This is a genomic window from Gaoshiqia sp. US2, from assembly GCF_059705485.1.
This window is the reverse complement of sequence record NZ_AP048550.1, coordinates 3,064,882-3,086,955: the sequence shown is the minus strand read 5'-3', so window position 1 is coordinate 3,086,955 and position 22,074 is coordinate 3,064,882. Positions and strand designations below refer to the sequence as shown.

Below are 22,074 nucleotides of genomic sequence, written 5' to 3'. Positions count from 1 at the left end.
CAATATCAAATACATTAAAATCTTCAGTAAATATAATCATATGAGCCGAAATAAAACCATTCGTATAACAAAAACAGAGCCATTTCAAAAACACACGGATCAATTAACAGGTTAATTTTTATCTTTGCTACATGCCTGAATATATTGATCAAGATATAAAATTCTTGCCTGGTGTAGGGCCCAAAAGAGCCGAGTTATTGAAGAAAGAACTCAGCATTTTCACCTTTCGCGATCTGTTGTATTATTTCCCGTACAAATACATCGACCGGACTAAATTTCACCGGATCGCCGAAATTCAGGCCCAACAACCGTACATTCAGGTAAAAGGTAAAATCAAATCGTTCGAAACAATTGGCGAATCGCGAAAGCAAAGGCTTTCTGCCGTATTTTTCGATGAAACGGGAAGCCTCGACCTGGTTTGGTTTTCAGGTATAAAATACATTCGCGAAAATCTGAAGACGGATAAAACATATATCATCTTCGGAAAACCTTCGGTATTTAACGGACGGGTGAATATCATTCATCCGGAAGTGGAAGGCGCCGGTGAAGAACAAATTAATGCAGGGGTTCTTCAGGCGTTTTACAATACCACCGAAAATCTGAAGAAACGCTTTTTAAATACCCGGGCGCTGAACAAACTTCAATACAACCTGGCCGTTGCCATTGAGGGAAAAGTTTATGAAACCCTCCCCCCCTATGTCCGCGATAAGCTAAAACTATTGTCGCTGAGCCAGTCCCTCCGGCAAATTCATTTTCCGGAAAACACACAACTGCTGCAAAAAGCGACCTTTCGGTTAAAGTTTGAAGAACTCTTTTACATTCAGCTTAAAATTTTGAGCCTGAAGCATAAACGGGAAGATGTATTTAAAGGATTTGTGTTTTCGAATATCGGGTACAACTTCAACAAATTTTACGAGAACAACCTGCCTTTTGATCTGACCGGCGCCCAAAAAAAAGTCATCCGCGAAATACGCAAAGATTTGGGATGCAGCAAACAAATGAACCGCTTGCTGCAAGGTGATGTGGGTAGCGGAAAGACCCTTGTTGCCTTAATGACCGCACTGATTGCTTTCGACAATGGTTACCAGGCCAGCCTGATGGCTCCCACCGAAATCCTGGCTATTCAGCATTATCATACCATCAAAAAAATGTTGCATGGAATTGGCGTTAAAGTAGCCTTACTAACCGGATCGACAAAAGCCAAGGAGCGTAAAGTAATCCATGAGGGAATCGAATCGGGCGAAATACAGCTGCTGATCGGAACGCATGCACTGATTGAAGATGTGGTCAGTTTTCACAAACTTGGTCTGGTTATTATTGATGAGCAACATCGCTTTGGAGTAGCACAACGTGCCAAACTATGGAAAAAAAATGCCGGGATTCCGCCACACGTGTTGGTGATGACGGCAACTCCTATTCCCCGTACACTGGCGATGACCCTTTACGGCGACCTGGATGTTTCCGTGATCGATGAACTCCCTCCCGGACGAAAACCCATTGAAACCCGCCACTTCTACGAAAACAGGCGCAAAGAGGTGTACCAGTTTATCCGCGGGCAAATTGACGCAGGCCGGCAGGCTTACATCGTGTACCCCCTAATCAGCGAATCGGAAAAACTGGACCTGAAAAACCTCGAAGATGGTTTTGAACTGCTGAAAGAAGTTTTTCCCCGCTACAAACTCAGTATGGTTCACGGGCGTTTGAAACCGGCTGAAAAAGACCGCGAAATGCAATTATTCAAAGAAGGAAAAACGCAGATTATGGTAGCGACAACAGTGATCGAGGTTGGTGTGGATGTGCCAAATGCGTCCCTGATGGTGATTGAAAGCGCCGAACGTTTCGGGCTTTCGCAGCTTCACCAGTTGCGCGGCCGCGTGGGCCGGGGCGCCGAACAATCTTATTGTTTGCTGATGTCGTCGTATAAAATCAGTAACGAAAGCCGAAAAAGACTCGAAACGATGGTTCGCACCAACGATGGTTTCGAGATCGCCGAAGTTGACCTGCAACTGCGCGGTCCGGGCGATCTGGAAGGAACCCAGCAAAGCGGCCTGGGCATTAACCTGAATATTGCCAACCTGGGTAAAGACGGAGAAATACTCCGGATCGCCCGGGATTTTGCATCAGACATCCTGAACGATGACCCCAAACTTGTAAAACACGAAAACCAGCTGTTAATTTATCACTTGCAGCAGATGAAAAACACAGAATTCGACTGGAGTGTCATCAGCTGATAAAAACCGTACTCCGGGTATGCATTCTGCATAAAATTGCAGTCAAAACAAGCGAATCAGACTTGATATATATCAATATTTTGAAGATTCGCGCAATCGATTACACGACAACCTGTCATATTAAATACTGCGAAATAAAACCAATCAAAACACTGTAATACAAACCATTAACAAAGCACAGCAAAAGCAACTTTATTTATAATGAGTATAAATAAGAAGAAATGTTTTAAAAATGATTTAATGACATGAACAAGTATAGCAAACATCAATAGTTTTGCAGCGGAAAAAGCTTTGAAGCGAACGAATATGTCGGGAGAAATTACACACAAAGGGATCATCAAGAAGCTTTCAGATAAAAAGATCATTGTAGGCATTGTAAACGAATCTGCTTGTGCCTCTTGTCATGCCAAAGGGACCTGTACCGCTGCAGATATGAAAGACAAAGAAATTGAAATAGCACATTTCTCGGGCGATTTTCATACGGGCCAGTACGTCCAGGTTATCGGAAAGACATCGCAGGGATATAAAGCATTGTTTTACGGCTATCTGTTACCCTTCATCCTGTTGATGGCGGTTCTGATCATTGCGTCAAACATCACCGCCCATGAAGGTCTCAGCGGACTTTTAGCGCTCTCAGCGCTACTCCCCTATTACCTGGTCCTGTATTTATTCCGAAATAAACTAAAACAAAGTTTCGAATTTGAAATCAAGCCATTATAATCATTCATTATGAGCATGACAATTGTTTATACGGTTATTACCTTGAGTGCAATTGGATCATTGGCAGCAGTGATCCTGTACTTTGTTGCTCAAAAATTTAAAGTATATGAAGATCCACGGATCGATGATGTAGAGGGCGCTTTGCCCGGAGCAAACTGCGGCGGATGCGGTTATGCCGGATGCCGTGCTTTTGCCGAGGCCTGTGTAAAAGCTGACGATCTTTCATCCTTGTTTTGCCCGGTCGGGGGAAATGATTGCATGACCGGCGTAGCCGGGATTTTAGGCATGGAAGCCGTCGCCCAGGCCCCCCGGGTAGCCGTTGTGCGCTGCAACGGAACCTGCGAATACCGCCCAAAAACAAATCAGTACGACGGCGCTTTATCCTGTGCCGTTGCCGCATCGCTTTACAGCGGCGATACCGGTTGCCAGTACGGTTGTTTGGGTTGCGGCGACTGCGTTGTTGCCTGCGACTTCGACGCCATACACATGAATCCCGAAACCGGTCTGCCCGAAGTGATTGACGACAAGTGCGTAGCCTGCGGCGCCTGTGTCGAAGCCTGTCCGAAAGACCTGATTGAATTGAGAAAAAAAGGACCGAAAGACCGCAAAATATACGTGGCCTGCCGAAACGAAGAAAAAGGAGGTATCGCCAAAAAATCATGTGAAGTAGCCTGCATCGGATGCAGTAAGTGTTTCAAAGTTTGTGCGTTCGACGCGATTACGATGGGTAATAACCTGGCATTTATCGATTCGGACAAGTGTAAACTCTGTCGCAAATGTGTCACCGAGTGTCCGACAAACGCCATCATCGAGCTTAATTTCCCTCCCAGAAAAATTAAGGAAGATCTTCCGGCAAAACCGGCTGAAAAGACGGTTGTCCAAAAAACAGAAACAGCTGATAATAATCAACCAGATCATACTGAAAACAAATAAGGAGGCCAATCGTGTTAAAAACTTTTAAACTTGGAGGGGTTCATCCTGCTGAAAACAAATTGTCAGCAAACAAGGCCATTGAGAAGCTGGCTTTACCCAAAAGCGTTTTTATCCCCATTGCCCAACATATTGGAGCACCGGCACAAGCCATCGTAAAAAAAGGCGATCAGGTAAAAGTGGGGCAAATCATTGCTCAGGCGGGCGGGTTTGTATCTGCCAACATCCATTCATCCGTTTCGGGAACTGTAAAGAAAGTTGACCAGGCCACTGATGCCTCCGGCTATCCGAAAATGGGGGTTTTCATCGATGTGGAAGGCGATGAATGGGACGAACAGATTATCACCAACGATCAATTAGTCGAAGATTTCGAGGCCAACAGTAAAGCCATTATCGATAAAATAAATGCAGCCGGAGTAGTTGGTATGGGCGGAGCAACCTTTCCCACTCATGTCAAACTGGTACCGCCGCAAGGCATGAAAGCCGAGATGCTGATCATCAACGGAGTTGAATGCGAACCTTACCTGACATCTGACCATCGGGTGATGCTGGAAAAGGGCAAAGAAGTGATGGTTGGCGTCCGGTTGTTGATGTGCGCCTTACAGGTAACCAAAGCGTATATCGGCATCGAAAACAACAAAAAAGACGCCATTGCCCACCTGAAAGGACTCGCGCCGGCAGATGGTTCTGTTGAAATCGTTCCGCTGAAAGTAAAATATCCGCAAGGAGGCGAAAAACAACTCATCAAAGCAATCACCGGGCGCGAAGTACCGTCGGGCGCATTGCCCATTGCCGTTGGCGCCGTAGTAAGCAATGTAGGTACTGCATTTGCCGTTTACGAAGCCGTTCAAAAGAATAAACCGCTGATTGAGCGGGTCGTGACAATTACCGGAAAATCAGTTCAAAAACCTTCCAATTTTTTGGTCCGCATCGGGACCCCTGTTCAGGAATTAATTGATGCAGCCGGCGGGTTACCCGAAGATACCGGAAAGATCATCAGCGGCGGGCCGATGATGGGAAAAGCCGTTGCGTCAACCGACATCCCCGTCACAAAAGGAACATCCGGAATTACCATCATGCAGGCGCCGGAAGCCAAACGAAAGCCGATGCAAAACTGTATTCGCTGCGGACGTTGTGTTACAGTATGTCCGATGGGATTGGAACCCTATTACCTGATGACTGTTTCGGACAAACAAATTTGGGAAAACGCTGAAAACAGCCGGGTTATGGATTGTATTGAATGCGGCTCGTGCAGCTACGTCTGTCCTGCCGACCGTCCCCTGCTCGACTACATCCGCCTGGGGAAAAACAAAGTGGGGCAAATCATCCGTAACCGAAAAAAATAAACAGATTTTCAAAAAAAATGAACCAACCAATTCAGTTATAATTCAGAATAATCAAAAATGAGTAAACTGCTAACGATATCACCTTCACCGCATGTACACACCAGCGACTCGGTGAATAAGATCATGTACCGGGTTATCCTGGCCTTGTTGCCGGCGTTGGTCTGGTCGGTATTCATGTTTGGGCTGGATGCAGTCAGGGTTACCTTACTGTCAGTTGCAGCCTGTGTGGCTTTCGAATACCTGATTCAGCGTTTTATTATGAAAACAGAACCCAAAATAACCGACGGTTCTGCTGCGTTGACCGGTATTCTGCTGGCATTTAACGTTCCGGCTTCAATTCCTGGCTGGATCATTATTGCCGGGGCACTGGTTGCCATCGGCGTCGGCAAAATGTCGTTTGGCGGACTGGGAAGCAACCCGTTTAACCCGGCATTGGTCGGCCGCGTGTTCCTCTTGATTTCTTTCCCGGTTCAAATGACCAGTTGGCCTGTTAGCCTGAATCAACAGGCTGCCGTTGACGCTTTAACTACAGCCACCCCGCTGGCTCTTTTAAAAGAAGGCGTCAAAAACGGTCAGCCGGTTAGCGAACTGATGTCCGGTCTGCCCTCAGGGATGGACCTGCTTTACGGGAATATGTCCGGTTCGTTGGGCGAAATTTCGGCCCTGCTGCTGCTGCTTGGATTTGGCTACATGCTATGGAAAAAAGTAATTACCTGGCACATCCCCGTTTTTCTGTTGGGGAGCATTTTTGTATTCCAGGGTATTTTGTGGCTGGTTAATCCCGAAAAATTCATTGAGCCGGTATTTCATTTACTTACCGGCGGCGCTATGCTGGGAGCAATTTATATGGCAACCGACATGGTCACCTCGCCCATGTCGCACCGCGGACAGTTTATTTTTGCCCTTGGCATTGGCGTGATTACGATCCTGATCCGGAATTTCGGCGCCTATCCCGAAGGCATTTCATTTGCCATCTTAATTATGAACGGTTTTACACCACTGATTAACGCATACGTGAAACCTAAACGCTTTGGAGGAACCAGGTAATGGCCGGAAAAAAATCGACATTCTTAAGCATGGTATTGACCTTATTTTTGGTCTCTTTCCTGTCTGCATCTATTTTAGGTTTTGTACACAACCTGACCAAGGAAGCCATTGATGCAGCAAAACTAAAAGCACAAAACGACGCGATAAAGAGCATCCTTCCCGATTTTACAGAACTTGGTGCCGCCTGGAAAGCCATACCCTCAGAAGGGGGCGATAGCCTGGTATTTTTTCCGGCATTCGACGGCTCGCATAAATTGGTTGGCGTGGCGGTAAAAACGTACTCGAAAAACGGCTTTGGCGGATTAATCCAGGTCATGGTCGGATTTAAACCCGACGGCGCCATCAGCGGGTACCAGGTGCTCGAACACAAAGAAACACCCGGTTTGGGATCAAAAATGGATACCTGGTTCAACAATACGGAAAAAGCCGGCCAAAACATTATTGGTAAGAATCCCGAAACAACAAAACTCGTGGTAAGTAAAGACGGTGGCGAAGTTGATGCAATTACCGCGTCAACAATTACGTCCCGGGCTTTTTTGGAATCCATACGGAGGGCCTACGAAACCTATCAATCATCCGCCCCTGAAAAAACAGAGGAGGACACCATTTCGCAACATGAAGAAACTGAAGGAGGTGCATTATGAATCAGTGGAATAACTTCACAAAAGGATTTTTAAAAGAAAATCCCATTTTTGTTTTGCTTCTGGGGATGTGCCCTACCCTCGGCGTCACATCTTCGGCCATAAACGGTTTAGGCATGGGTCTGGCCACAACCTTTGTATTGCTGATGGCAAACATCGTGGTTTCGATGGTGAAAAATGTCATTCCTGACAAAGTCAGGATACCGAGCTTTATCGTAATTATCGCCTCGTTTGTTACGGTGGTTGAACTGTCGATGCAAGCGTATTTGCCCGAATTGTTCAAAAGCCTGGGTTTGTTTATTCCCCTCATTGTGGTTAACTGCATCGTTTTGGGACGTGCAGAAGCGTTTGCATCGAAAAACAACGTGATCTCTTCGGCCATCGACGGTTTAAGCATGGGGCTCGGCTTTTCCATGGCCTTAACCATACTGGGCGCCATCCGCGAGTTTCTGGGAAGCGGAAAAATCTTCGGCATGGCTGTTTATGCTGAAGACTACGGCATGTTACTTTTTGTCCTGGCTCCCGGGGCATTCATTGTACTTGGCTACCTGATTGCCATTTCCAATAAAATCAAAAAAAGCATAGGAGAATAACGCATGGAATATATCATCATCATTATATCAGCTGTTTTTGTCAATAACATTGTATTGACCCAATTTCTTGGAGTTTGCCCGTTTCTGGGTGTTTCCAAGCGTATTTCAACGGCTGTGGGAATGGCCGGGGCCGTTACCTTTGTGATGGTACTGGCAACCATTGTCACCTACCTGATTCAGCTATACATTCTCAACCCGTTCAAGATCGGTTATCTGCAAACCATTTCATTTATTCTGGTTATTGCCTCATTGGTTCAGCTGGTCGAAATTATCCTGAAAAAAGTGAGTCCGGCCCTGTATCAGGCGCTTGGCGTATTTCTGCCCCTGATTACAACCAACTGTGCGATTCTGGGGGTAGCTATTTTAACCATTCAGAAAGAATTTAACTTAATGGAAGGGGTTGTGTTTGCCGTCAGCAACGCCGTGGGTTTTGGACTGGCGCTGGTACTTTTTGCCGGATTGCGCGAACACCTCGATTTGATTGATGTACCCAAAGGATTAAAAGGAACTCCAATCGCGCTCATTGTTGCAGGCATTTTGGCTATGGCATTTATGGGATTTAGCGGATTGGTGTAGTCACCAACAATACCATTTTTGATATTCGCAAAGGCAACCCGAAAGGTTGCCTTTTTTATATTTACGGATATCTGTCATACGAAATCTTTTCCGAACCAATCCGATCAATACGCCCTTGAAGATCATATAAAACTCAAAAATATATTGCCCGTAAACCGGGTTTGCAGACAACAAAATTTTGTGATCCCTACTTTAGTCTGATAATAGTGAAAAAAAAATTAGTTTTGCAGATAGCACGTTAATTCTGAGTTCATGGAGAAAACTTCTGTCATTTCATTAAAAGGGGTCGATATTTTTCAGCAGGATCACCTGGTTTTGGAGAATGTAAATCTTGAAATCAAAAGCGGAGAGTGGGTTTACCTGATTGGCAAAGTGGGCAGCGGTAAGTCGAGTCTGATCCACTTGTTAAATGCCGAGTTGGATTTTTATTCGGGCGAAGCCCTGGTGGTAGGATATAACCTGGCCCGCATAAAGCGGTCTGAAGTTCCGTTTCTGCGCCGGAAATTGGGCGTGGTGTTTCAGGACTTTCGTTTGCTCACCGACCGGACTGTTTATGCCAACCTGGAATTTGTATTGAAAGCTACCGGATGGAAGCAGGAAAGAGCGATTGGAAGTCGGATTCTGGAGGTGATGGACCGCGTTGGCATGCTGAATAAACTGAAAAGTATGCCTCATGAATTATCAGGCGGCGAACAACAACGGGTGGTTATTGCACGGGCATTGCTGAATAACCCGGATATTATTCTGGCTGACGAACCTACCGGAAACCTGGATCCGGATACATCGGACGATTTAATGCAAATTTTTAAAGAAATTAACGGTCAGGGAAAAACCATTGTGATGGCTACTCACGACTACCTGTTACTGAATAAATTTCCTTCGCGGACTTTGATCTGTGCCGACAGGCAAGTGACTGACTCCTCTAAAACGGCTGAAGAAGTTGATTTTGCAGAATTAATGGATAATTAAAAGAAGATGTTTTAAAGAAACCAAACAGTCTCTTTAAAACATCTTCGGCCCCGGATTAAACTACTCGGCAACAGCTTCGATTGAATCGGGAACAGCAACTGCTGTTGAATCAACGACAATTGAATCAGCAACAATTTCTTCCACTGCGTTCATTTCGGTTTCAGTTTCTTTTGCAGTTCCTTTACCGGCCTGAGCGCCGCAAGCAGCCATCAGGGCTACAATACCAACTAAAAAAATCAATTTTTTCATAACAAACTTGGGTTTAACTTTTGTGTGAAAGCCAGAATTGACTTCCTTTGTGCCGCAAATTTATGCAAAAGGATGATTCGTTATCTGCCCTTTGTTCGTAATTTTCAAGAAATGATGTCATAAATTAACAATACAAGTAGAAAAATTAATATTTGTCTTGTTATTGGTGTGGATACGAGCAATCTTTGGCAAAAAAAAACAATTTATGGTTCGTTTTGAAGAAAATTATTCCCTGAAGAAATACAATACCTTTGGACTGGATGTTAAAGCCCGCTATTTTTTTGAATTTACCGAGGCGGAAGATTTACCCTTCTTTTTAAGCTCCTTTGATAAATGGACCGAACTGCCTTTGCTGTTTCTTGGGGAAGGGAGTAATTTGCTGTTTGTAAACGATTTCGACGGATTGGTTATTCATGCCCATGTGCCCGGAATTAGCCGGTTGCGCGAAGACCGGAATCACATCTGGCTGGAAGTAGGCGCCGGTGAAAAGTGGGATGATTTTGTTGCCTATTGTGTCAGTCAATCGTTTTGCGGTGTCGAAAATCTGTCGCTGATTCCCGGGAGCGTGGGAGCGGCGCCGGTTCAAAATATTGGCGCTTACGGAGTTGAAGTTCAGAATTTTGTAGAGCAGGTAAGAGGTTTCGACCTGCATACCTTCAGCGAATACGGGATTCCGGCCGAAGAATGCCGTTTCGCCTACCGTGACAGTATTTTCAAGAACGACTTGAAAGGCCGTTTTGTGGTGACTTCGGTGGTTTTTCGACTGGACAAGTTTGCCGGGTACAAGCTGGGTTACGGCGACCTGAAGGCAGAAGTGGAAAAACGGGGTGGAGAGAGCCTGCACCATGTCCGTCAGGCGGTGATCGCGATCCGCGAATCCAAATTGCCCGATCCCGTTTTATTGGGCAATGCCGGAAGTTTTTTTAAAAACCCGGTAGTCGATCAGGAACCGGCTGAAAAGCTAAAGGCCGCTTTCCCGTCGATGCCTGTTTACCAGGCCGGTGAAGGAAAATCGAAACTGGCTGCCGGTTGGCTCATTGATCAATGCGGCTGGAAAGGATTTCGCGAAGGTGATGCCGGGGTGCACGAAAAACAGGCCCTGGTGCTGGTGAATTACGGAAATGCCAGTGGTCAGGATTTGTACAGGCTATCGGTGAAAATAAGGGAATCGGTGCGCGAGCGCTTTGGCATCGACCTCGAACCGGAGGTGAATGTGTTGGGCGTCTGACCAAAAATCAAATCAATTTTATTTTTTTGAATGTTAAATTTTGAACAATCGGGGCGGGTTTGAGTTTTAATCTGTCGAAGAACGACTTGATTTAGCATTTGTGTTGATAATTTTTAAATACAATATAAAGAATTTTGCAGCCAGCGCGCTCATTGTTTTGATGGGAATGCTCATTGTAAACAATGCTGTTTTTATGCATGCCCATATTTTGGGTAACGGCCAGGTGGTAGTCCACGCCCACCCTTATAATAAAAGCCAGGATGCTGCTCCTTTCAAAAAACATCACCATTCTGCGACCGAATTCATACAGCTTTCACAATTGCAGCTTCTCTTTTTTGTTTCTCTTTTTGTTGCGGTATTGACTGCGTTTTCACAGCCTGTTCAATTCGGCTGCGAACAATCCAGATACAATCAATTGTTTTACAGCCGTCAGCAAGGGCGGTCTCCTCCGTTTGTTAAATCAGATACGTAAAAATCAGCCTGTTTTTTAGTTTACCTGATCATGCGGTCTTTCCCGGTATCGATTTTCCCGGGAAAGCTGTGTTACCGGCCCGGCAAACTGTTGGTTACCGTTATGCACAACTTGCCACAGGTATGGCTGATCCGGAGCGAGTTTTCGCAGAGAGTTTAATTCACCTGAATTTGATTTAGCAATAACAAACGATAAACAAAGATTTCATGAAATACATCATTGCTTTGACCAGCTCAATTTTACTGCATTTTATGGTCACAACCGCAGGTTATGCGCAGAAGCTTAAAACCGATGCAAACCTGATCGGCGATGTCCAGTGCCATGGCGAACATGTTCCGTTTATTAACGTCACCATCGACGGAACCACCATCGGGACCACGACCGATGCCACCGGGCATTTTCAACTCGTTAACCTGCCCGTAGGCGAGTTAACGGTAAGGGTGAGCGGCGTCGGGTATAAAACTTCCGCTAAAACGATCAGGACGGAGGCCAATAAAACCCTGGAATTAAAGTTTGAAATAAAAGAAGATTTTTTAAACATCGAAGGCGTTGTGGTGACTGCCGACCGTAATCAGACCAACCGGGCCGAAGCCCCCGTTATTGTAACAACGATTTCGCCCAAACTGATGAATATGACGCAATCGGTAAACATAGCCGAGGGCTTATCGTTTTCTCCGGGCCTGCGTACCGAGACCGATTGCCAGAATTGCGGCTTCACCCAATTGCGCATGAACGGGATGGAGGGGCCTTATACGCAGATTCTGATGAACAGTCGTCCGGTATTTAGCGGTTTGGCCGGTGTTTACGGGCTCGAAATGATCCCGGCCAACATGGTTGAACGCCTGGAAGTTGTGCGTGGAGGAGGCTCAGCCCTTTTTGGAGGAAATGCCATTGCCGGAACGGTGAATATTATTACCAAAGAACCGGTCAGGAATACCTTTTTAGTTGACGGGCGTATGGCTGCCATTGGAGTCGGAGACGGCCCTGAGCCTTCGGTTGACGGACAGCTTAACCTCAATACATCGGTGATTGCCGACAACCGTAAAACCGGCGGTTACCTTTATTCCATGCTTCGTAACCGGGGTTCACATGATCTGAATGACGATGGTTTCAGCGAACTGGTAGAAATGAAAAATACAACCTTTGGTTTCAGCCTTTTTCATAAGCCGGGAGAAAAAAGCAAAATCACGCTGGACGGCTACCGGATCAGCGAATACCGCCGGGGAGGAAATAAACTGGATTATCTCCCGCACGAAGCGGATATTGCCGAACAGCTCAATCATTTAATTTCGGGAGCGAACCTTTCGTATGATTTATTTACGAACGGGAGCTACGATAAGCTCACTGTTTACGCGTCGGCCCAGCATGTGCTGCGCGATTCGTATTACGGTGCGCAGCAGGATGCGAATGCCTATGGCGACACTAAAAACCTGACATCTTCGGTCGGTGCGCATTACGGGTTCAGCTCTTCCCGCTTTCTGTTCGCGCAGTCATCAACGATTTTCGGAATCGACCATACCACGGATTACCTGCATGATCTGAAACTGGGTTCGGGCGGTCAGGAAAACACAACGTTAACCCGGCAGGCCGTGAGTACCCTGGGATCTTTTGTTCAGCACGACTGGAAGTCGGAAAAAGTAAACCTGTCGCTGGGCCTGAGGTACGATTATTACCGGATCAACGACCGCGAAAGCGATGCCGATTTGAGTAATCATGTCCTGGTTCCCCGGGCAGGCATCATGTATAAACTGAATCCTGATTTGCGCTTCAGGCTGGGCTATGCCCAAGGTTACCGGGCGCCGCAGGTTTTCAACGAAGATCTGCATATCGAACTGGTGAATGCAACACGCGTTATCACCTTCAACTCCGAAAATCTGAAACAGGAAACCTCCCATGCGTTTACAGCATCGGTGAATTCGGTTTTTAGCCTGGGAAATACCTATAACGATTTTTTGGCCGAAGGGTTCTACACCCGCTTGAAAGATCCGTTTTCGAATGAGTTTTATCCGCTTGACGATGACGGAAACTTTGCCTACATACGGGTTAATGCCGACGACGGCGCTTATGTGGCCGGCCTTAACCTGGAATGGAAATCATTTATTTCGGAGAAGCTGGAAACACAGCTGGGTTTTACCGTTCAGCAAAGCCGTTATGAGTCGGCCCAGGCCTGGGGCGAAAACGAAGAAAGCGTAACGAAAGATTTTGTGCGTACGCCCAAACGCTACGGCTATGCAACCTTTCTCTGGAAGCCAAGCCATCATTTTAATACCAGCCTCTCGTTTAACTATACCGGCGCGATGGATGTCCCTCATTTCGGACTGAATCCCAACGACTTTGAAGGTGACGAAAGGCAATTGGTGCTCGACGCCATCAGCCGGGGCGACATCATTGACGGGGAACAACTGAAAAAAACGGATCATTTTTTAGTCACCGACCTGTTGCTGTCGTATGACATTCATTTTACAAACGAAACCGGAATCCAGTTTTATGCCGGGGTGAAAAATATTTTTAACCGGATACAGAACGATTACGACCGTGGCGTATACCGCGATGCCGGATACATTTACGGGCCGTCTCAGCCCCGAACTATTAATTTTGGAGTTAAATTCGGAAATCTGTTCTGATCTGGAAATCAGTGCCAGAAACGCTGATTTTGCCGATAACAGAATCGTGCAGGTAAAATAAATGCGAACAAGGCCTTTTTCCTGTCGGGCTGAAATGATAACTTTAAAGCCGCTAACAAACTAAATCGTTAACAGCATGAGAACATTATTTTCAGCCCTCTTTTTCCTGATATCCGTGTCCCTGCTGGCACAAAACAGTAAAGTTTACGACAACTTGTCGTTCTCGAGTAAAATCCTGAAAATGGACCGGAAGTATGCCATTTACCTGCCACCCGGTTACGAAACGTCAGAGCGTAGCTACCCGGTGTTATACCTCTTGCATGGCGCGGGCGACGATCAAACCGGCTGGGTGCAATTTGGCGAAGTGCAGCACATGGCCGATAAAGCCATTGCTGACGGATCGGCCACGGCGATGATCATCGTGATGCCCGACGCCAATACCGGTCGTCGCGGGTATTTTAATGACCTGAAAGGAGAGTGGCGGTACGAAGATTTTTTCTTCAGCGAACTGATGCCCTATATGGAAAAAACCTACCGGATTAAGGGCGAAAAACGTTACCGGGCAATTGCCGGTTTGTCGATGGGCGGAGGCGGCACCTTTATGTACGCTTTGCACCATCCGGAGCTGTTCTCGTCGGCTTGCCCGCTGAGTGCGCTGGCCGGTCCGCTGTCATTGGCCGATGCCCGGACTTTTGTTGAGCGTTGGGGCGAAACCGGCGCTACGGACGAAGAAGTGGAAGCCTACTACCGGAAACACAGCGCCCTGGCCCTGATTGAACAAATGCCCGACGACCAGAAAAAAGCGGTACGCTGGTATATCGATTGCGGCGACGATGATTTTTTGTATGAAGGAAATTCGCTGGTGCATATCGCCATGCGGAAAAGGGACATTCCCCACGAATTCCGCATCAGGCAGGGAGGTCATACCTGGGCTTACTGGCGGGAGTCGCTGCCTGAAGTGCTTTCGTTTATTTCAGACGCATTTCATCAGCATTAAAACTTGGCTGTTATTCCTTTTTAGGCTCCTTCTTTGCGTCTTTATTTTTAGGTTTTAAATTGATCTTGAGGATCGTTATCCCGGGATTTACCTCGTCATCGTCATACGGATTGTCTTTGCCGCTTCGCATATTCGGATCAATCAACAGCTGATCCTCAGCTTCCTCCCGGATCTGTTCGGCATTATTTTCCGAATGTTCGTATTCTTTCTGGTAGGTTGGCATCGACATGGGATTGATCAGGTAGGTGCGGTAAGGAAGGTAATACCTGTTTTGCCCCTCTGCCTGTTTCTTTGCGTAAATGGTCACCGGCGACATCGATAAGTGATTGATCTTAAGCGAGTCGCCTTCGAATACCGAGGTTCTGAAAAAGCCCAGGCGATTTGTTGTGACAATTTTTGTGGTCCGGTAGTTAATTAAATGCGCATTTTCGAGCGGGATGGAATCTTCCGTAAAAATATATCCTTCAAACAGGAATGCCTCCTGCTGGTTTACCTGGCCAAACAAGTGAACATTCAACAAGATCAAAAAGATAAGTCCAAGGTATCTCATCGCTTTCCGGTTTATGCTGTTTCGTTGTAAATCATGGTTAAAGATAAAAAATAGAAAGCTAAAAAATGTTTGCCAAACGAATAAACTTGCCTTCCCGTTTCTTTACCCGGTACCAACTGATAATTTGTACATTTACGTGCAGTAAACAGTGAGTAGGCTGTCAGGCTTTGCTTGCAGAGCAAGTGTGAAACTACTCCCTCGTAAAGCAACATGAAACGGATTAAAGTCGTTTTTTAGGAGGTCGGGATGAACGTTATCCCAAAAATATTTTCAAAGAATGTCTGATCGAAAATTACAAGAATATGAAAAAAGTAGAAATGATTTCAGAAAACAAGAATTACACTGCGGTAAATATCGGTAGATTAGAAGATATCGAAACATATTCGCTTATTCATCCAAAACTAAGAACAGAGATTAAAGGGAAGGTGTTTTTAAAAGAGCCAACCAAATCAACGGGAACGGAAATATCATTTACTACAATACCGCCAAAATCAGAATTGGGGTATTTCCATAGGCATTACAAAGACGAGGAAACATATATTATACTCAAGGGCTCAGGTTATTATCAAGTAGACGATGATTGTTTTCCGATACAAGAAGGCAGTGTAATAAGAGTTGCACCTGAAGGTGTGAGAAGTTTATGCAACACATCAGCAGAAAACATGGTGTACATTTGTATACAGGCAAAAGAAAACTCATTAGAAGAATATACAACAGAGGATGGAAAAAGAATTGCATCTGCTCCAAAATGGGAAATATAAAAAATAAATCAGCTTATAACTGGCTACGTGTAATTACCGGGCCGGGGGGTGCTCATTCAATCCATTTTGACTCCTCCCTTGTGGGCATACTGTTCCGCCAGTAAAAACTGACAGGTATGAATTATGAAAAAAATTGAATTCTTCGCCTTAACTTAGGATAACTAAACGTGAAAAATATGATATACCGTCTATGGCTGATAACACTGCTGGCACTGGCCGCCTGTACGTTTCAACCCAAAGGAAAAATCATTACCGTTACCGGCGACATTTCGACCGACGACATGGGACTGTGCCTGGAACACGAACACATACTGGTTGACTTTGCCCGTGCTGAAAACAATGAACCCGAAGCCTATACCCTGGACGAAGCTGCCGGTAAGGTCCTCCCCTATCTGAATGGACTAAAGGCCCACGGCGTGAAAACATTTGTGGAATGTACGCCTATTTATGTTGGCCGCGATGTAAAACTGTTAAAACGACTTTCGGAAGAAACCGGCATACAAATACTGACCAATACCGGTTTTTACGGGGCACAAAATAACCGCTTTATTCCTTCCCACATTTTACTGATGTCGCCTGAAACCATCGCACGATTCTGGATTGCTGAATTTGAACAAGGTATTGAAGGCACAGGCATTAAACCCGGGTTTATTAAGATTGGAGTCGACCGAAAACCATTGTCAGAATTTCACGCAACACTGGCGCGCGCAGCCGCGATTACCCACAAAGCTACCGGACTGATCATCATGGCCCATACCGGGCCGGCAGTTGGGGCTTTTCAGCAACTGGATCTGTTAAAAGAAGAAGGCGTTTCTCCCGAAGCCTTTATCTGGACGCATGCCAGCGACGAAAAAGACCCGGAGAAACTGATCCGGATAGCCAAACAGGGCGCATGGGTTTCGCTCGACAAATACGGGTGGGACGAAGCCTATGAGCAGGAATACCCCCAACTGCTGCAACGCTTTAAAGATGAAGGGCTGCTGAACAAGGTGCTGATTTCGCATGATGCCGGATGGTTTGACCCGGGACAACCGGAACAGGCCTTTAAACCTTACACGCCCATTTTTGAATCATTGACTCCCCGGCTGAAAGAACTGGGCTTTTCTGATGACGATTTGAACCAAATCCTGGTCAGGAATCCCGCAGAGGCATTCACGGTAAAAAAACGACTGATCACCAATGACCAATGACCAATGACCAATGACCAATGACCAATGACCAATCACTAAAAAATATCCCATGAAACGAAACTTATCAATTTTGCTAATTCTGATCTTTTCCATGCTGCTGGCCGCTGGTTGCGCCACACAAACAACCGGAAACACCGATCATCTTCCCGGGTTTCTGCACGGGCTGTTTCACGGCTTTATCATCCTGTTCAGTTTTATCCTGAGCCTGTTTACCGACTATGAAATTTATGCATTCCCCAATGCCGGAGGCTGGTACAATTTCGGTTTTCTGCTCGGCGTGATGATTTTCTTTGGAGGAGGAGGCGCCGGGGCCAAGAAAAGGAAAGGATGCTAATCGATTTCCCGGTTAACAACAAAAGCAGATAAAAAAATATGAAACCGGTATTGCATGATTAAAAATAATCATTTACTTTGCAATTCAAAGTACTTTTAGAATATGAAAACCACAGATCAGTATCTTGCCGAAATCAAAGAAATCAGAAAGATAATGGAACAATCGAGCCGGTTCCTGTCATTAAGCGGTTTATCCGGCATTTTAGTCGGAGTTTACGCCATCATTGGCGCTCTTATCGCCTACCGGATGATTTATTTGCCGGCGCCATCAATCTACCGGAAAGTATATCCGCACCAGGTTTTGGATCAGCTGATCCTTTTGGCCGCGGTGTTGTTACTGGCTTCATTTATAACGGTTATTTGGCTGACAACCGTTAAAACAAAAAAAACGGGACAGAAATTCTGGAACACCGGCTCCCGCCTACTTTGTATAAACCTGGCCATACCCCTGATTAGCGGCGGCATCCTGATCCTGATTTTCACGTTCCGGGGCATTTACAGCGTTGTAGCTCCTTTTTGTTTGGTTTTTTACGGGCTGGCGCTTGTTAATGCCGCGAAATATACCCGGCAGGAAATATTTTACATGGCCTGTTTCAAATCCTGTTGGGCATCTTATCGGCTATTTTACCCGGACTGGGCCTTATTTTCTGGGCTCTTGGTTTCGGGCTGGTACACATCGTTTACGGCACCGTCATGTATTTCCGCTACGAACGTAAAACTCAACCAGCGTGAAAAACCTATTTCAACAGCTCGATAAAGCATTCGAAAACAAGATCAGGCTCGGAGTCATGTCGGTTCTCCTGGTTAACAGCAAGGTATCGTATACGCTGCTCAAAGAAACCCTGAATGTTACCGACGGAAACCTGGCCAGCCATTTGAAATACCTGGAAAAAGTGAACTACATCAAGGTCAGTAAAAGTTTTATCGAGCGAAAACCGAATACCGACTATGGCATTACCCCAAAAGGGAAAGCAGCTTTCGAAAAACACATCAACACCCTCGAAGAGATCCTGAAAAACCTGTAATATTTTTTTGAACTTCAACTTTGTATTGCAAAGTTCTTTGATAACCTAATAAAAATAAAAAAATGACAACAACTCAATTTTTAGAAGAAAAAGCAAAAAGTCCGAAAATGAAGCTCACCATCAAAGTAATCGCCATCGGATTCATCATCCTGATCTTATTAATTCCCAAAATGATGATTATGGGAGTGATTGAGGAAAGAGAAATAACCGCAAATTCGGCGAAACACGAAGTGGCCGAAAAATGGTCGTACGACCAGACTGTCAGGGGCCCCGTATTAACCATCCCTTACGTTGAAAAAATATTCGACAACGAAGGGAAATTATTGAAAGAGGAAATTCACAAGTATCACTTTCTGCCCAAAAATCTAATGGTTGAAGGAGAAATCTTCCCCAAAGAACTGCACCGGAGTATTTACCAAAGTGTGGTGTATGAAACATCGCTTCAAATAAGCGGCGACTTTGAAAAACCGGATTTCGACCGGTTGAAAATCAAACCTGAAGACATTCAGTGGGACAAAGCCAAATTAGCCATTGCCATCAACGACCTGCGCGGAATTAATTCGATGGTCGAAATTAACTGGAATGGGAAAACCTATCCCTTTTCGCCCGGCATGGAAAACAAATTGATTGGAGAAAATGGTATTTCGCTCGACATTCCGGTTGACGAGGGACAAAATCTGCCTGCAAAGTTTACAATCAATCTCGATCTGAAAGGTTCGGAAACCTTACAATTTGCTCCGGCTGCCGAAACAACGGTCGTGAAACTGAAATCGTCGTGGAACGATCCCGGATTCCAGGGGCTTTTTTTGCCGGCAGAACGAAACATCAGTAAAGAAGGCTTTGACGCCCAATGGAAAGTTCTGAGTTACAACCGTGAATTTGCGCAGGAATGGAAAGACAACGAATACAAAATCACAAGCGCCGATTTTGGCGTAAAATTGGTGATTGTCGCCGATCATTATCAAAAAAGCACCCGGAGCGCCAAGTATGGCGTGTTGATCATCCTCTTCGTTTTTCTTTCGTTCTTTCTGAACGAAGTAATTACAAATCAGCGGATTCATCCTTTCCAGTACATTCTGGTCGGTTTTGCCGTACTCATTTTTTACCTCCTGCTACTGTCTATCTCCGAACACCTCGGATTTAATCCGGCCTACCTGGTTTCAGCCATTTTGGTTTCAGTCATGGTTCTAATTTACTCCCGGTCGTTTCTAAAATCGTGGACGAATGCGGCCGGGTTAACGTCAATCCTGGCGATCTCGTTCGGGTTTATTTATATTTTACTGCAACTCGAATCGTACGCCCTCTTAGTCGGCAGCGTCGGCTTATTCCTGGTACTGGCCTTAACCATGTTTTTCACCCGAAAGATTAACTGGTACGATTAGCTAAAACCGACTGTGCCGGCAAGCTGAAGCCGGCACAGTTTTTCGTTCGAATTATGCACGAATAAATTGTTCCCGCCGCTTCATATCGTGGCTAAATAATTGTATTTTTAACAATCTACCATGTAAAAACCACAATCATATGAAATCGAGAACCTTTCATGCTGACCTCGTCGCCTCCCTGTTAGCGATCATCCTTCTTTTTTGCAGTTCGTGCCGGCATCAATCAGGAAAGACGATTTTGCTGAACGAAGATTTCTCCCAACAGTTTCATGGCCCGCTGCTAACCGACCTTGGCGCCCATACCGAATATCATTACCTGCCCGAAGCCCGTCCCCGGTCGAACTGGGTGGTGTCGACCTTCAGGTATAACCTCCCGCCATCCTGGGAAATACGAAAAAACAGCAATGGCCAAAACATGATGGTGCAAACGGCAGCAAACCACAACATGCACTGGCACCCGATGGTGATTACTGGTTCTTCGTTCTGGACAGACTACACCGTTGAAGCGAAATTTAAGCCCGGCACCCTGCAACATCGTAACGGCATTGTATTTCGCTATCAGAACGACCGTTGTTACTATTTTCTCGGGATGGACAACGATGCTCTTTGTTTAATGAAGGTCAATCATGCCACCGGTTTTCGCCAGCCCGACGAAACCATGCTGACAAAAGCATACAACCACCTGGTTTCCGACGATACCATTCGTGTAAAAGTGAGCATATCCGGTCCCGAAATCAAGGTATTTTTTCCCGACGACCAGGTTTGGGAAATCCGCGACGACGCATTTAGCGCCGGCAAAATTGGTCTGCTTTCCGATTCATACACCGAATTTTATTCGGTAAAAGTAAGCGCAGGCAAAAACGACTACCGGCTGATGCAAAAAAACGAACTGGCTTTTAAGCAGGAACAGGACAGCCTGATCGCGCAAAACCCAAAAATGAGCGTGTACAAAAAAATTTATCTGGCCGACTATGGTGTGGGGCGGAATATCCGCTTTGGCGACTTAAATGGCGACGGTGAGGTGGACATCCTGCTTGGGCAAGTGGTGCATCATGGTCCCAAAGACCGTAACAGCGAATTAAGCTGCCTGACTGCCATGACACTGGATGGCCAGATTTTATGGAGGAAAGGAACTCCGGATCCGTGGAAAACCAGTTTAACCAATGATGTGGCCTTCCAAATCCACGATATCAATCAGGACGGGAAAAACGAGGTAATTTACACGATGAACCAGGAACTGATTATTGCAGAAGGAGCAAGCGGAGAGATCATCAAAAAAATTCCTACCCCGCTCACTCCCGGTGGAAAACCAATGGAATCGGGGCACAACAGTTTTCCCCGCATTTTAGGCGACTGCATCTATTTTCTCGATTTGCAGGGAAATGGATACGACAGCGATTTCATTCTGAAAGACCGGTACCAGTATTTCTGGGCATTTGATGCCCAGCTCAATCTGTTGTGGAAAAACGAATGCCGGACGGGACATTACCCCTACGCTTACGACACCGATGGAGACGGGAAAGACGAACTGCTCATGGGCTATTCCCTGTTTGATGACGACGGGACAACATTATGGAGTTTGGACGACGAATTGTCTGATCATGCCGACGGGGTTGCCATTGTGCGTTTTGATGAAGATGAAGATCCAAAAATTCTCTGTGCGGCAAGCGACGAAGGCATATTTTTCGCGGGCTTGGATGGTCAAATCAACCGGCGCCACTACATTGGCCATGTTCAAAACCCGGCTGTGGCCAATTTCAGAGACGATTTACCCGGACTGGAAACCGTTTCGGTGAACTTTTGGGGTAACCAGGGAACGATTCATCTTTTTGATAAAAACGGAAATATCTACCACGATTTTGAACCCAACCAATATGGCAGCATGTGTTTGCCCTTAAACTGGACAGGCAAATCGGAGGAGTTTTTTGTTTTAAATGCCAATGCGGCTGAAGGCGGAGCCTGGGATGGTTACGGACGTAAAGTGCTCGAATTTCCCGACGACGGACACCCCGACCTGTGTTATGCCGTACTTGACATCACCGGCGACTGCCGCGACGAAATAGTTGTCTGGGATACCCGTCAGCTTTGGGTTTACACCCAGGATGATAACCCCCGGTACCACACGAAATGGTACAGTCCGAAACGCACCCCCCTGTACAACTATTCCAATTACCAGGCAAGCATATCCACCACTATACGCGAATAACTGA

The 22,074-nt window shown here is 45.9% G+C and carries 22 protein-coding genes; 20 read left to right on the top strand and 2 right to left on the bottom strand.

The genetic code is table 11. From position 1 onward, the window contains the following. Window positions 1-131: 131 nt before the first annotated feature. From recG to AC6H3C_RS12310, 9 genes are all read left to right on the top strand, one after another. Entirely contained in the window at window positions 132-2,231 is a 2,100-nt protein-coding gene (recG, locus tag AC6H3C_RS12350; protein ID WP_497521196.1) for an ATP-dependent DNA helicase RecG, read from the top strand. A 291-nt stretch (window positions 2,232-2,522) separates the two neighbouring features. Continuing rightward, window positions 2,523-2,951 (top strand): SoxR reducing system RseC family protein, encoded by a 429-nt coding sequence (locus AC6H3C_RS12345; RefSeq protein WP_497521195.1) that lies wholly within the window; start codon window positions 2,523-2,525, stop codon window positions 2,949-2,951. A gap of 9 nt (window positions 2,952-2,960) precedes the next feature. After that, entirely contained in the window at window positions 2,961-3,884 is a 924-nt protein-coding gene (locus AC6H3C_RS12340) for a Fe-S cluster domain-containing protein (protein WP_497521193.1), read from the top strand. A gap of 11 nt (window positions 3,885-3,895) precedes the next feature. Further along, on the top strand, window positions 3,896-5,227 hold the full coding sequence (rsxC, locus tag AC6H3C_RS12335) for an electron transport complex subunit RsxC (RefSeq protein ID WP_497521191.1): 1,332 nt from the start codon (window positions 3,896-3,898) through the stop codon (window positions 5,225-5,227). Between the two features lie 57 nt (window positions 5,228-5,284). Next, complete coding sequence (locus AC6H3C_RS12330) at window positions 5,285-6,274, top strand: RnfABCDGE type electron transport complex subunit D (RefSeq protein ID WP_497521190.1); 990 nt, start codon at window positions 5,285-5,287, stop codon at window positions 6,272-6,274. A 29-nt stretch (window positions 6,275-6,303) separates the two neighbouring features. Next, window positions 6,304-6,918 carry an RnfABCDGE type electron transport complex subunit G gene (locus AC6H3C_RS12325; RefSeq protein WP_497521188.1) on the top strand — a complete coding sequence of 205 codons (615 nt, stop codon included), beginning with the start codon at window positions 6,304-6,306 and terminating at the stop codon, window positions 6,916-6,918. Then, the gene (rsxE, locus tag AC6H3C_RS12320) at window positions 6,915-7,508 is read left to right on the top strand and encodes an electron transport complex subunit RsxE (protein ID WP_497521187.1); all 594 of its coding nucleotides are present in this window, start codon (window positions 6,915-6,917) and stop codon (window positions 7,506-7,508) included. The genes AC6H3C_RS12325 and rsxE overlap by 4 nt, the downstream gene beginning before the upstream one ends. Before the next feature lie 3 nt (window positions 7,509-7,511). Continuing rightward, window positions 7,512-8,084: an electron transport complex subunit RsxA gene (gene rsxA / locus AC6H3C_RS12315; RefSeq protein ID WP_423127391.1), complete on the top strand. Its 573-nt coding sequence runs from the start codon at window positions 7,512-7,514 to the stop codon at window positions 8,082-8,084. Between the two features lie 252 nt (window positions 8,085-8,336). Continuing rightward, window positions 8,337-9,053 carry a cell division ATP-binding protein FtsE gene (locus AC6H3C_RS12310; protein ID WP_497521185.1) on the top strand — a complete coding sequence of 239 codons (717 nt, stop codon included), beginning with the start codon at window positions 8,337-8,339 and terminating at the stop codon, window positions 9,051-9,053. 60 nt (window positions 9,054-9,113) lie between these two features. Here AC6H3C_RS12310 and AC6H3C_RS12305 read toward each other — a convergent pair whose 3' ends face one another. Then, on the bottom strand, window positions 9,114-9,302 hold the full coding sequence (locus AC6H3C_RS12305) for a hypothetical protein (RefSeq protein WP_497521183.1): 189 nt from the start codon (window positions 9,300-9,302) through the stop codon (window positions 9,114-9,116). 205 nt (window positions 9,303-9,507) lie between these two features. Here AC6H3C_RS12305 and murB point away from each other — a divergent pair, with 205 nt between their 5' ends. The 4 genes from murB to AC6H3C_RS12285 all read left to right on the top strand — a co-directional run bounded on the left by murB (window position 9,508) and on the right by AC6H3C_RS12285 (window position 14,623). Continuing rightward, window positions 9,508-10,530 carry a UDP-N-acetylmuramate dehydrogenase gene (murB, locus tag AC6H3C_RS12300; protein ID WP_497521181.1) on the top strand — a complete coding sequence of 341 codons (1,023 nt, stop codon included), beginning with the start codon at window positions 9,508-9,510 and terminating at the stop codon, window positions 10,528-10,530. A gap of 100 nt (window positions 10,531-10,630) precedes the next feature. Continuing rightward, a complete protein-coding gene (locus AC6H3C_RS12295) occupies window positions 10,631-11,002 on the top strand; it encodes a DUF8478 family putative metalloprotein (RefSeq protein ID WP_497521179.1) in 372 nt (123 codons plus the stop codon). 206 nt (window positions 11,003-11,208) lie between these two features. Continuing rightward, the gene (locus AC6H3C_RS12290) at window positions 11,209-13,626 is read left to right on the top strand and encodes a TonB-dependent receptor (RefSeq protein ID WP_497521177.1); all 2,418 of its coding nucleotides are present in this window, start codon (window positions 11,209-11,211) and stop codon (window positions 13,624-13,626) included. Window positions 13,627-13,762: 136 nt separating this feature from the next. Continuing rightward, the gene (locus AC6H3C_RS12285; RefSeq protein WP_497521175.1) at window positions 13,763-14,623 is read left to right on the top strand and encodes an alpha/beta hydrolase; all 861 of its coding nucleotides are present in this window, start codon (window positions 13,763-13,765) and stop codon (window positions 14,621-14,623) included. A 10-nt stretch (window positions 14,624-14,633) separates the two neighbouring features. On the opposite strand, the gene AC6H3C_RS12280 is transcribed toward AC6H3C_RS12285, so the two are convergent. Continuing rightward, window positions 14,634-15,173 carry a hypothetical protein gene (locus AC6H3C_RS12280; RefSeq protein ID WP_497521173.1) on the bottom strand — a complete coding sequence of 180 codons (540 nt, stop codon included), beginning with the start codon at window positions 15,171-15,173 and terminating at the stop codon, window positions 14,634-14,636. A 302-nt stretch (window positions 15,174-15,475) separates the two neighbouring features. Between AC6H3C_RS12280 and AC6H3C_RS12275 the strand changes: the two genes are divergently transcribed. From AC6H3C_RS12275 to AC6H3C_RS12245, 7 genes are all read left to right on the top strand, one after another. After that, a complete protein-coding gene (locus tag AC6H3C_RS12275) occupies window positions 15,476-15,934 on the top strand; it encodes a cupin domain-containing protein (RefSeq protein WP_497521171.1) in 459 nt (152 codons plus the stop codon). Window positions 15,935-16,110: 176 nt separating this feature from the next. Further along, complete coding sequence (locus AC6H3C_RS12270) at window positions 16,111-17,124, top strand: phosphotriesterase family protein (protein WP_497521170.1); 1,014 nt, start codon at window positions 16,111-16,113, stop codon at window positions 17,122-17,124. 49 nt (window positions 17,125-17,173) lie between these two features. Beyond that, a complete protein-coding gene (locus tag AC6H3C_RS12265) occupies window positions 17,174-17,458 on the top strand; it encodes a hypothetical protein (RefSeq protein ID WP_497521168.1) in 285 nt (94 codons plus the stop codon). 102 nt (window positions 17,459-17,560) lie between these two features. Further along, window positions 17,561-18,214 (top strand): hypothetical protein, encoded by a 654-nt coding sequence (locus tag AC6H3C_RS12260; RefSeq protein WP_497521167.1) that lies wholly within the window; start codon window positions 17,561-17,563, stop codon window positions 18,212-18,214. Further along, the gene (locus AC6H3C_RS12255; protein WP_497521165.1) at window positions 18,186-18,482 is read left to right on the top strand and encodes a winged helix-turn-helix domain-containing protein; all 297 of its coding nucleotides are present in this window, start codon (window positions 18,186-18,188) and stop codon (window positions 18,480-18,482) included. Before AC6H3C_RS12260 ends, AC6H3C_RS12255 begins: the two co-directional genes overlap by 29 nt. Before the next feature lie 62 nt (window positions 18,483-18,544). After that, entirely contained in the window at window positions 18,545-19,864 is a 1,320-nt protein-coding gene (creD, locus tag AC6H3C_RS12250) for a cell envelope integrity protein CreD (protein ID WP_497521163.1), read from the top strand. A 139-nt stretch (window positions 19,865-20,003) separates the two neighbouring features. Next, entirely contained in the window at window positions 20,004-22,070 is a 2,067-nt protein-coding gene (locus tag AC6H3C_RS12245) for a hypothetical protein (RefSeq protein ID WP_497521161.1), read from the top strand. The last annotated feature ends 4 nt before the right edge of the window (window positions 22,071-22,074 follow it).